The sequence below is a fragment of the Chryseobacterium balustinum genome (assembly GCF_900168205.1).
GTDB classification, from domain to species: Bacteria; Bacteroidota; Bacteroidia; order Flavobacteriales; family Weeksellaceae; genus Chryseobacterium; species Chryseobacterium balustinum.
In genome coordinates this window covers 125804-138528 of record NZ_FUZE01000009.1, presented here as the reverse complement: position 1 = coordinate 138528, position 12725 = coordinate 125804, and the positions used below count along the sequence as shown (strand labels likewise).

Here is a 12725-nt window from a genome sequence, read left to right as displayed (position 1 = left end):
TACCCAATATATTTTATTTAATAATCTTTTGATAAAAATTAAAAGTGGAAAACGAAGACAAAACATTTGAATTACTTGAAATGTGCTACTACGGTCATATCGACCAAGTAAAACAATTACTGGAAGAGGGTGTTGATATCAACGGGATTGGTAATAATGGAATGTCGCCGTTGGATGCTGCTAAAAATGGAGAAAATGATGATATTATTGATTTTCTCTTAAGTTTGGGAGCGAAGGAAAACTTAAATTTGAATGATAAATTATAATCAAGAAAATCTATATATAATCTTATGCTAGCGAAAGAACCAAACTCTTTGCCCGAAAAATAAACTCGCAGTACACACTTAATAATTTCACAATACAAATAAATGATAAAGAATATATTTCTAATAATCGTAATATTTAGTTTTCTTAACACTTACGCTCAAAATTTTAATGTTATTTTACAGGTAAATGATGTTAATATTGATGGAGAGATCACAGCAATGTCCCTAAGCAATAATAATAGTAGAGACGAAGAAAGAATTAGAGTTAATTACTATCCTGGAGATTTAATAATTCCTAATTATGAAAAATCAAGCTTCGAGAAACTAAATAACGATTTTATACTTACATTCAATTATAATACTTATAAACGTAACTCACAACAGATCGCTACTTTTAATATTAAACTATCGAAAGAGCTTTTGAAGCAACCATATTTAATAATCAATATTTATGATTTTAGAGTTAAAAAATATAAGCGGTGGTTTCAACACTGCGCAAAAGGTAGTGATTATTTCCCTCAAATATCTTTTCAAAATTCAGGATTTTGTCCTAGAATAAAATAATAAACCCCTTTTGATAATTTCAAAAGGGGTTTATTTATTTAAGTTTAAAAACTATTTATTTCTTCGCTGCCGGTTTTTTAGCAACCGTTTTCTTCGCTGTCGTTGCTTTTTTTGCAGCTGGCTTTTTCGCTGCAGGTTTCTTTTTCTCAGCGAAAGCTTTTGGATCTTGTGCAGTAATCCATTTTTTAACCTCATCTAAAGAAACATCTTTCAGCTCGTCTGCTTCATACTTGGTATCGTCTTTCTTTTTAGGAATTTTATAAATATTTTTTCCATGTTTTACGATAGGACCCCATCTCGCATTTTCAATTGAGATTTTTTCGGCTTCCCATTGTTGGATATAACGGTTGGCTTCTTTTTCCAATTTGGCTTCTACCAATTCGTTGATGTCGCTTTGAGAAAGGTTTTCGAAATTATATTTCTTCGGAACGTTGATGAAAATACTTTGATATTTAATGAAAGGACCAAATCTTCCTGTTCCTTTTGTAATGGGTTCACCTTTGTATGATGCAATTGGCGCATCAGCTAATTTCTTTTCAGCGATGATTTCTTCCGCACGTTTTTGATCTATAGAAAGAGGGTCTTCCCCTTTAGGAATACTGATGTACGTGTCGCCCCATTTTACGTAAGGACCAAATCTTCCGACTCCAACCGATACCGTCTGATCTTCAAAATTATTTAGTTCGAAAGGCAATTTGAATAGCTCCAAAGCATCTTCCAAGTTGATGGTTGCAATATTTTGTCCGGCCATTAATGATGCGAAAATTGGTTTTTCTTCATCATCCTGCTCTCCAATTTGAATCATGGCTCCAAATCTTCCGATTCTTGCATGAACATTTTTACCGGTTTTCGGATCTACACCTAATAATCTTTCGCCATTTGCACGGTCTGCATTTTCTTCTACATCAGCAATTCTTGGATGGAATTTTGAGTAGAAATCAGACATCATTTCTTTCCATTTCTGAGCACCACTTGCAATTTCATCAAAACTTTCTTCTACTCTTGCGGTAAACCCGAAGTCTAGAATTTCACTGAAATTATTGGTTAAGAAATCATTCACAACTTCTCCGATGTCAGTGGGAACAAATTTATTTTTGTCGCCTCCGAATTTTTCTTCAAGGACTTCTTTTTTAATTTTATCATTCGTTAAAGAGATTTTTACCACCTCTCTTACTTGTGGCTCAATTTCTCTTTTATCAACATATTCACGGTTCTGAATCGTCTGAATCGTTGGTGCATAGGTTGACGGACGGCCAATTCCCAGTTCTTCAAGCTTTCTTACCAATCCTGCTTCTGTATATCTAGCGCTTGGTCTTGTGTACTTTTCCTGTGCCGTAATTTTTTTATAGCTTAAAACTTCACCAACGCTTACTTTTGGTAACAATTTTTCATTGTTGTCCTCATCTTCATCTTCTGTTTTTACAATTCCGTATGCTTTAAGGAAACCGTCAAAAATAATAACTTCACCTTGCGCCTCAAAATGCTGCGGAAGTTTAGCGTTTCCAATTTCTATAACCGTTTTCTCAATTTTAGCATTTGCCATTTGAGAAGCTAGTGTTCTTCTGTAGATTAACTGATACAGCTTACTTAACTGCACATCTGAAATTGTTTTTACAGAGAAATCTGTCGGACGGATAGCTTCGTGAGCTTCCTGTGCTGATGAAGATTTTGTGGTATAATTTCTCGGAGAAGAATATTCTGCTCCGTATTCTGATATAATTTGATTTTTTGCGCCTTCAATTGCTTCCTGAGAAAGGTTTACCGAGTCGGTTCTCATATAAGTAATGAATCCTTCCTCATATAATCTCTGAGCAAGACGCATTGTATTGGTTACATTGTATCCTAATCTTGAAGAAGCTTCCTGCTGAAGGGTAGAAGTTGTAAACGGTGCAGACGCGGAACGGCTTCCTGGTTTTGTTTCTACATTTAGAACTTTAAACTCAACGGTCTTTGCCAGCTCTAAGAATTTTTCGGCTTCTTCTTCTTTCTCGAAATCTTTTTTAAGCTTTGCTGCGATTTCCTGAGATGTTTTGTTTAAGAAAATTCCGTCTAGTTTAAAACTTACTTTTGGAGTAAAAGCACGAATTTCTTTTTCTCTTTCTACAACCAATCGTACCGCAACCGACTGTACTCTACCTGCAGACAATCCTGGTTTTACTTTTTTCCAAAGTACCGGAGACATTTCAAAACCTACAATTCTATCGAGAACTCTTCTTGCCTGCTGAGCATTGACTAAATTCTGGTCAATATCTCTCGGATTTTCAATAGCTTTAAGAATCGCATTTTTGGTAATCTCGTGGAAAACGATTCTTTTCCTGTTGTCTGGTTTTAGTTTTAACTCTTCAGCCAAATGCCATGCAATAGCTTCTCCTTCGCGGTCTTCATCGGAAGCCAACCAAACCATTTCGGCTTTTTTCACAGAAGCTTTAAGCTCTGTTACTAATTTCTTTTTGTCCGCAGAAACTTCGTAATCGGGACTGAAGGTCTCCAAGTCAATTCCCATTCCTTTTTTAGGAAGGTCTCGGATGTGTCCGAAACTAGATTTTACTTCAAAATCATTTCCTAAATATTTCTGAATGGTTTTTGCTTTGGCTGGGGACTCTACGATTACTAAATTTTTCGACATACTGAAAATTTCTGCAAAAGTAAAGATTTTTTATTAGATGAACTCGTTAAATCATTTTATTTAGAAGTTCAAATGGCGCACTTAAGGTTCTGTGGATGATTTTTATGAGAGTAAAAACCGACTTCCCAAGTGATTAACAAATAAAAAAAGCTATCAAAGAAGAGAGCTAATAGACAAAAACATTTAGCATCTTTGATATTTTAAATAATACAAATTAAAAAATGAAAATTATTCCAAAAAAAAACTTTGCTTATAATTACGTTAATTTTTAATCGCAATAATAAGCAAAGAAATACAAATAATTAATTTTTCACATCCTGCACTTTAACTCTTACATACAGGATAGATTTATCTATTATTTTTTTATGATTTTAACTAAGGCTTCAGAATTATTAATTCTCACTAAATAAACACCTTGAGTTAATGAAGAAACACTCGTTTGTGTATTTTCAAATTTCCCGGATTTTACCAGTTGCCCTGAAGCATTATAAATCTGATAATAATAATCTTTGTTTTCTGTGGCTTTGATGTAAAGAACATCTTTCACCGGATTTGGGAAAAGAACAATTTTATTTTCTTTTACTTTTTCTGAAATTTCAGATTTGCTGAAAACATTTGAGGCTTTCATTGCAGAACCAGGCGTTACCGGAATTGCAGGAATAGGCCCTTCTTCTGATCCATTTTGATTATAGCTTACCTTTACACAACGACAGTTCATCCCAAAGTACGGATCATTATTATCATGAAAAGCAATGAAGCGATTGTTTGCTGAAGCTGCATCAAATAAAATATTAATCGGTCTACCAATATAATTGGAATTCATAGCTGCCGTCCAAACACCAGGATACTGAAAATTATTCACAGTGTAGGTGCCAACGGGAGTTTGATTTGCCATTACACTTCTTACGCCACGTGATCCTACATTAGGATAATTTCCTACTGCGTATTCTGAATTATTAAAAACAAAACCAACACTTGCATTACCCGAATTCTTCACTTGCGTTCCTAAATAATCAGTTACTAAATTATAACTTGCTGCTACATTCTCATCTTTTTTATACCAGGGAGACATTCCAAAGTCTTTATTGGAAATAATAGCAACACCGGTAAGATCGGGAATCCTCCATCCTTCAGGACAAGGATCAAAAGGTGATTTTTTACCTCCTCTTCCCCATCGGTCAGCAGCAAAATTAGGCTCATCTAACAACCAGTCTGTTCCATTGGTATATGTAGGAACGGAATAATTGTAAGGTGCAAAAGAACTTGGAATCATATAAACCAAAGGGTTTTTTACCGAATAAGAAAGTACTTTAGCAGCTTTATCACTTGCTTTATCATTTGCTAAAACATTTGCATTTGAAGCATTTGTATATGTATTATAAGGAACAATATAACTTCCTGACATATTGTTGTATGATTGCGCAGTAAGCATAGTATAGCCTATTGCTCCATTTGAATTCGCATTTCCTAAAAATATATCATAAGAAGATCTGTCGGCATATTGAAATGAAGGAATTGGATCCTTTCTTCCCCATTGATATTGCAATCCTGTAGAAGCTTTAATTCTTGAATACTCTTCAACCGTAGGCGATTGAGGATTGGCAACTGTAGGAAAAGCATCAATGGCTCCTAAATTCCTATCCATAAACTCTGTTTTTAAAACATCCCCTTTTAGAACGTAATTTACATAATTAGTCGCTGTAGCATTAGGAGCTTCAGTTGCATAAACATTAGACTCTATCGCTGTATCTGTCACCCAAATATGCCATGACCAATAAACAGGGTTTGTAATACTTCCATTATGCAGAGTAACCACGGCATTTCCGCTTTGGTTAGGATTCACATTAACAACAATTTTAGAATTTGCTAAATCGGTCAATGAGCCCGGCGAAGGATTTGTAATATTTACTGTATTAATCAAATTTGCATTGGTCGTCCATAGAACATTAACTTTTAAATCATTAAAACTAGAAGCATTTAAAACATCTGGATTATTGAGTAATTGGCTCTGAACAGAAAAAGCTTTAGTTACTGGAATTTCAACAACAGAAGCTACCTCATCTTTTACAATCTGATAGGTGTTTGGATTATCTAACCCAACAGTATATTCAGAAGCCGTATTGATGTATTCGGTAGGAAAGTCATAATTATTAAGCTGAGACAATGGGTCTTTTATACATCTGCAGCCATTGGCATCTGAGGTTTTTGCTGTGCCCGTCGGTGTATACCAATATCGACCTTTAATGGTAGGATTTCCAGAATCTGGAATATCATTCTGCCCTTTATCTGGTACCATAAACAATAATCGTGATCCTACGGCAGGAGTTACATCAAAATGTCGTGTCATTGTAGATGTCCACAAACCTACATGGTGTTGATCCGTATACTGCCCTCCCTGAGCATTGATTGCTATGCCTCCGGTTCCGGGGAAAACACCCATATCTAATCCTCCAGCATTAGACAAATCAAATCCTACATTTGGATAAAGCTTAAATGCTGTCATAAATGCAGGCACATTATTATCGTTGGGCTTAATAATATGATATCGATTAGCCTCAAAAGCATTCTTACCTAAAAGAGTTCTTACTCCAAACGGAGAATAATCAATTCTAACATCATCTACATAAGAACCAGAAGCCAGATTGGCTACTAACATCGAAGGAATCCTCCATCCGTTAGGACATGGGTCAAACGATGATTTATTACGATAGGGCGCATTACTGCTGTAGAAATTATAATTTGTGACAATTTTTCCTTTTGAATTGTCTGACCACAGGTTGAGCTCGGTAAGTCTACTATCAGGCAATGTAGAAGTTTTACCAAACCAGTTGATCATAAGATTTGCATTATTATTATAGTAGGCAAGTCCCGAATTGTCATCTTTATTAACATAAATAAGACTTAAAGGATTTTTTATCGAAAGTTTGATATTATTATTAACCGTAGCATTAGAAACGGGCACAAACTGCCTCAAGTTATCGAAATTTTGTGCGTTAGTAAAGTTTTTTGCCTGTCTATGACGTACCCTTCCAATAGAACCTGAAACTTCGTAAAAGTCATTTCCTCTGTCAACCAAAGACGGAATAGGATCTTTTCTACCCCATTGATATAACAGACCTTGGTTTTTATTCCAATCATCTGCCGTTAGGGAATTGCTTAGAGCCCCCAAGTTCCTGTCCATCCATTTCCACTCTGCATCAGGAATAACTTCTAGTGTACCATCGCTTTTTTCTCTTCTAACATTGGTATAGCTTTTATAAGTAGACCCGTTTGTGGGATCATCGGTGACCCAAATATGCCATGACCAAAAAATTTCTCCATTTATTCTAAAAGCGACAACAGCATTTCCTTCTTTTGATTTGTTTATCGGTACTTTTATTTTAGCACTTTCTCCAGAACCCAAAACCTCCAAAGCATAACCTGCATCTGATTTAATCAAGCCATGATTATCTTCCCACAGCACATCTGCGGTGATGACACCATCTGGAATACTAGAGCCTAAGAATTCATAGCCGCTCCACATAGCGTAAGCTTTTTTCACAGGAATATAGATTCCGTCATTCAATTGTGAAGGTTCAAAAATATAGCTATTCGGAGCCTTCATCCAATCTTTCGCAGCTGCTCTTTCGGTGATTCCGTTACTTTTATCCGGAAATCGATTACCCAAAGTGTCTGTTTTTAATTTCAATGCCGTATGTTCGGAATTAGAAAAAGTTTTTTTTGATTCTAAAAGATTCTGAGCATCAGCAGAAAAGAAACAGAAAGCCACTGCAATACTGTAAAAGTATTTTCTATTCATATTGTAATTTGATTTGTAATTTGAGCATGCAATCTAAAAATAAAATTCTCAAAAACATAACATAAAGTTAAAATACTCATAAAATAAAAATATATAAACAAATTATCTTACACAATAAACAACCATATTCACATATGTATGAAAATTTCATTCCAATTATTTCGCGCACAAAAATACAATATCCGACTCAATAAACACATGAGTCTGAGTTAAGTTTCATTAATAATTAATAAAACTTTAAATGAAAAGAAATTGAGAAATGGAAATGCCTTTAAGTAAAATAAAGCTTAAGGCAGTAAATAATTTTTGTAAAGTTTGGATATGAATCTCCCGTTTACAATATTTTTAAAATTAATAAAAAATAGTGCAATAAAAAAATTATAGATATAAGAAAAACCTATGCATTGCCAATCTTGATGAGATTATAGAAAATAAAAAAAGAGAAAACAAAACAGCTTTCAAATAACCAGAAACTCAAATTTTAATCTCTTAAAATCATGAAATCTACGGCATTCTACAGCTATTCTGTTTCTCTTTTAAAAAGTTTTCGTAATATTTATTTTGCTTATTAAGCCTAAAATATCATGAAATCTAACATCACTAAAAAGTTAATTCTTTATGATTTTAACCAAGGCTTCAGAATTGTTAATTCTCACTAAATAAACGCCTTGAACCAATGACGAAACACTCGTTTGTGTATTTTCAAATTTACCGGCTTTTACCAGCTGTCCTGAAGCATTATAAATCTGATAGTAATAATCTTTGTTTTCAGTGGTTTTGATGTAAAGAACATCTTTCACTGGATTGGGGAAAAGAACAATTTTATTTTCTTTTTCTTTTTCTAAAATTTCAGCTTTACTGAAAACATTGGAGGCTTTCATTGAAGAGCCAGGCGTTACAGGAATCGCGTCAGGATCATAACGTCCTATTTCTTTTCCATTTGCATCATATTTTATTTTTGCACAACGGCAAGGAATTGCACCTTGCGGAATAATACCAATCCCGGATTTTAAAGTAGATGTATTGATTTCTAACGCAAAAGCTCTTCCATATAGCTGATCGCCTAAGGAAGCAGTCCAAACAGCTGTACTAAATCCTATTTGATCCATATTTGGATTATTATACAATGCTCTATATCCTGTAGCTGGAAAATTACCTATATTATATTGAGCATTTTTAAATACCCAACCATAGCGTTTGTTTTCAGAATTCCTTAAAATCTCTATTCCATCATATTTCAAAGTATTCGTCCCACCAATAGGATAACCCACTGACTGATTCAATCCATATCTCGGATATAAAGGAGCTGAAGTTCCAGACTGAGGTTTGTTTCCCCTTAATATATCCCCAAAATACCATGGAGAACTACCATATTGACCATCTTGTATTAATTCATTTGTATTGCCCATTAAATAGGGAAAAGAAACATCTGGTACTCTCCATCCTTCAGGACATGGATCAAAGGGAGATTTTTTCGTTCCATGCCCCCATCTATCAGCAAATAGACCACTTTGGTTGGATATCCAGTCGATTTGATTTTCACGGGTACCAGTCACAGGCGTAAAGCTGCTATTATACAAAAGCTTAAATGGATTTTCTACAGAGTATTTCAAAACTTTTCTTATTTGCTCATGTCTTGGCTCTGTAAGCACAACATTTGCATTACTATAAGTAGTATAAGGAATACTATAAGTAGAAGTTTTGTGAGCAAAATAATCTACTGATAATGCATAAAGAGAATTACCATTAGCATCTTTCCCTGTCTCTAAATACACCGAATAGCGATCATCTCCACTTCCAGATATTGAATTACCAAAATTAACAGGGTTAAAAAAAGCTGGTATTGGATCTTTTCTTCCCCATTGATAAAGCATTCCTCCAGATTTTTGAATTTGCTGAGCTTCCACGGCAGTAGGCGAAGCGGACAAATCAGGAAAAGCCTGTAAAGCTCCTAAATTCCTGTCCATAAACTCTGTAGTCAATGGAGGCAAACCACTTTTGGTAGGATTAACCAAATTACTTGCGTTGGGCAAAACACTCTCTGTGGTATAAGGAGCGAGAGCGACAGGAGCTGTTTCAGGAGCCCAAATATGCCAACTCCAAATAACTTTACCTTGTCCATCTTTTAATGCTACGACCGCATTGCCTTTTGGATTGCCTGCTCCAAATTCCACTGTGATATTTCCATTTTCATCTTGTCCTGTTAATGATACTTTTTTTATTAGTGTTTTATTTGAAGTCCACATTACAGATGTAGTAAAGCTTCCAACAGGCCATCCATGATTTGAAAGATATTGATTGTAGATGGCAAAAGCTTTATTCATCGGAATTGAATGCGAAGTCTGATTATCTGCAATCATATAAGCATTAGGATTATCAATACCAGTTGTATAATTCAATTGTCCTGTTGAGAAAAAATCAGTTGCAAAATCAGCTATCAATTCTTTGTTTGGATCCTCAATACACCTTACCGTTTTACCGTAAGTGTTAATACCACTACTTGTACCGCTTGAATGTATTATTTGATATAAGCCAAATGTTGGATTAACATCTAGTCTTGCATAGTCATTTACAACACCCAAAAACCTTGCCCCCAAAAAACCTAAGCTTGCACTCCAAGAATCTACTTCGGATGCTACATCAGCAAAATTATTACTTGGATATGTTCTGTTGGCTCCATTTGCATAAATTTTACCTGCCAATGACATTTTACCAAGATTTCTTCCAGGTACTGAGGTGAAATCTACTCCTAATCCTGGATAAATTTTAATCCCTGGGAACAGATTATTTGTTGTGGTATTTCCGTTAGGATTTAATATTAAATCAGTAGCATCATCATTGTTATCAGAATTTCTACCCCAAACAGAAAATTTACTTTTTGCAGCTGATCCTTTAAATGACGGCACTCTATAGTTACAAGGACATGGATCATAAGCTGACTTCAGCTGATAACCTTTAAAACCGGTATCTCCAGGTATCTTATCTTCCAAATATCCTTCATAATTATCTCCCCAGAGATCATAGTACTTAGTATTATTTACTTCATAAATACTATTAGAAAACCAGGAATCTAAACTACCGGATTGTAAATTTATCCTTTCTACTAATGTTAGAGGGTTTTCAACAGCATATCTTAAATTATCTTTTATATCATTACTTGTACGGTTTATTTTTTGGATTTTATTCCCGGGATATGCCGCATTATTCACATTACCCAATTTCAATGTACTTATTTCATAGTATGATCCATCCTTGTTGGCTAAACTTGGGAAAGGGTCTTTTCTGCCCCATTGATAATATAAGCCATTGGATTTGGCCCATTCATTACCTAAAAAAGTATTACTTGTTGCTCCTAAATTTCTATCCATAAACTTGGGAACAAATGGTGTAATATTATCATATTTATAATCCATTCCGGTGGTAGCTTCTCCACTCAATCCTGGCATATCAGTTACCCAAACATGCCAACTCCAGTAAACATTGTCATTTGTAGTTCCGTTTCCTATGTGTAAAGCTACTACTGCGTTCCCTTTGCCTTTTGCTTTATCTATTTCAATTTTAATTCTAGACTGTTCAGTAGTTGCACCCGGCTCTATAGATATCGATTTAATTAAACCTGAAACATCTTCCCAATATACTGATGGTGTTTGGACACCTGTTAATAAACTATTTACATCCCCCATATATTTGCCATTCTTCCACATCGCATAAGCTTTATTTACGGGAATATATAATCCGTCAACATTATTCCCATTCTTATCTTTTCCTGTAAATATGTAACTATTCGGAGCCTTTGTCCAGTCTAAACAATTTATTGAATTAATGACAACTGCAGCAGACGTCATACATCCGTCAGTATTTTTTATTACAATAGTATAATTTCCTGCCGAAAGACCAGTCTTTGTACTAGATGTTTGGTAAGTAACTCCTCCATCAAAACTATACTCTACCCCTGAAGCTGGAGAGGTTACAGTTACGCTTCCTGTATTGATATCACATGTGGGTTGGGTTATATTAAATATTGGTGTTTCAGGAACAGTAGGAGCAGGATTTATTACAACATTTGTTGCTGCTGAGACTATTCCATTTTCATTCTTTACTTTCACAACATAAGTTCCTGAAGACAATCCTGAAAGTGTATTAGACGACTGAAAAGTGACTCCATTGTCAAAACTATAGGTGACCCCCGAAGTAGGCGACGTAACTGTAATTGCTCCCGAAGAAATGCCACATGATGGCTGCGTAACAGCAACTACAGGCGTATCCTGCGTAACAGTTTGAATGTAATTATTTATTCTTAGTGAAGAAAGCAAGCTGTTTCCATGATCTGCGTTTAATTCTGCATAATGGTTTCCTACTGTAGAGAAAGCAACAGCAGGATCATTATTAGTTGAAGTTAATACATTCGCTCCATCTTCAAATTTCCACAATAAAGAAGCAGGCGTCCCCTGAGACATATTTGTAAATTGCACATTATTTCCTACAAATGCAGAAGTTGGTGTGGCAGAAAACTCTGCGATTGGAGATATTACAATAGCATTTCCAAAATTTACATTAGCATTGGTATCCGTAGCTTGTCTTTGCCCTGAATTGTTGGTAAAGACCTTCACTTTAATAAAATATTTACCCGCAGCTAAAGGATAATTAATAACTTCCGGATTTCTGCTGTTTAGCCACCCTCTAGCACCATCATTCTGCCAAACAGTATTAGTGATCAAAGTCTCACTTTCTGTTCCATTAGTGTTTTTCTTGACCAGATAAGTCCAACTTCGGACAAATGATAAAGTTCTTAAATTTAAGACGGCTGTCGTTACACCCTCAGGTATCTCAAACTCTTTACTTGCATAATAATGGTCGCCATAAATCATATTATTACCTGTAATCCATCTTGTAATTCCGGCTACTCCACCCGTAGAAGCAGAAGACCAACCCGATACATTAGCATGACGTGTGATTGGCGTACTTATTGCTCCAGTGGGACTGGTATACGTCCAGTCGGTATCTACTGCGCCAATCTCAGGCATAAGAGTTCCATCATCATTCCTTCCTGTGCTAAGATCAATTATATTTCCTGTCGTGATTTTTACTGTTCTTGTAGAAAAAGAACTTCCAAAAGAATTACTTACTGTAAGCTTGGCTGTGTAACTCCCTGGTGTTGCATACGTCACAACGGGATTAGGGCTTGTAGATGTGGTGGGATTTCCGCCGACAAATTCCCACGCAAAAGTAGTGGGACTTCCTGTACTTGAGTCTGAAAAAGTTAATGTGTTATTTCCAGAAACAACAACATTGAACCTAGACAATGTAGTTTGCGCACTGACTATCAATGCACAAAATAAAAGAAAAAATAAAATTATTTTTCTCATCGTAATGTGTTTTTATTATTCCTACTCTATTTAAGGCTTTTCGGATACCTCCTCAATAAAATACTCTCCTAATGTACTAATTTCTCACTAATTATAGATAAATA

General features: G+C 35.1%; 5 protein-coding genes. 2 read left to right on the top strand and 3 right to left on the bottom strand.

All coding sequences use genetic code 11. The features are described 5' to 3' along the window. Positions 1-44 precede the first annotated feature (44 nt). Together B5X64_RS12440 and B5X64_RS12435 are read left to right on the top strand one after the other, a co-directional pair. The gene (locus B5X64_RS12440) at positions 45-266 is read left to right on the top strand and encodes an ankyrin repeat domain-containing protein (RefSeq protein ID WP_079465564.1); all 222 of its coding nucleotides are present in this window, start codon (positions 45-47) and stop codon (positions 264-266) included. Between the two features lie 102 nt (positions 267-368). After that, positions 369-830, top strand: a complete 462-nt coding sequence (locus B5X64_RS12435; protein WP_079465563.1) for a hypothetical protein — start codon at positions 369-371, stop codon at positions 828-830. A gap of 55 nt (positions 831-885) precedes the next feature. Here B5X64_RS12435 and topA read toward each other — a convergent pair whose 3' ends face one another. From topA to B5X64_RS12420, 3 genes are all read right to left on the bottom strand, one after another. Next, positions 886-3456 (bottom strand): type I DNA topoisomerase, encoded by a 2571-nt coding sequence (gene topA / locus B5X64_RS12430; RefSeq protein WP_079465562.1) that lies wholly within the window; start codon positions 3454-3456, stop codon positions 886-888. A gap of 355 nt (positions 3457-3811) precedes the next feature. Then, complete coding sequence (locus B5X64_RS12425; protein ID WP_079465561.1) at positions 3812-7255, bottom strand: T9SS type A sorting domain-containing protein; 3444 nt, start codon at positions 7253-7255, stop codon at positions 3812-3814. Between the two features lie 608 nt (positions 7256-7863). Next, positions 7864-12621, bottom strand: a complete 4758-nt coding sequence (locus B5X64_RS12420) for a PKD domain-containing protein (RefSeq protein ID WP_079465560.1) — start codon at positions 12619-12621, stop codon at positions 7864-7866. Between the last annotated feature and the right edge of the window lie 104 nt (positions 12622-12725).

Coding starts and splice junctions, on each gene's coding strand:
- B5X64_RS12435 (WP_079465563.1), top strand. CDS start 369: ATGATAAAGAATATATTTCTAATAATCGTAATATTTAGTTTTCTTAAC.
- topA (WP_079465562.1), bottom strand. CDS start 3,456: ATGTCGAAAAATTTAGTAATCGTAGAGTCCCCAGCCAAAGCAAAAACC.
- B5X64_RS12425 (WP_079465561.1), bottom strand. CDS start 7,255: ATGAATAGAAAATACTTTTACAGTATTGCAGTGGCTTTCTGTTTCTTT.
- B5X64_RS12420 (WP_079465560.1), bottom strand. CDS start 12,621: ATGAGAAAAATAATTTTATTTTTTCTTTTATTTTGTGCATTGATAGTC.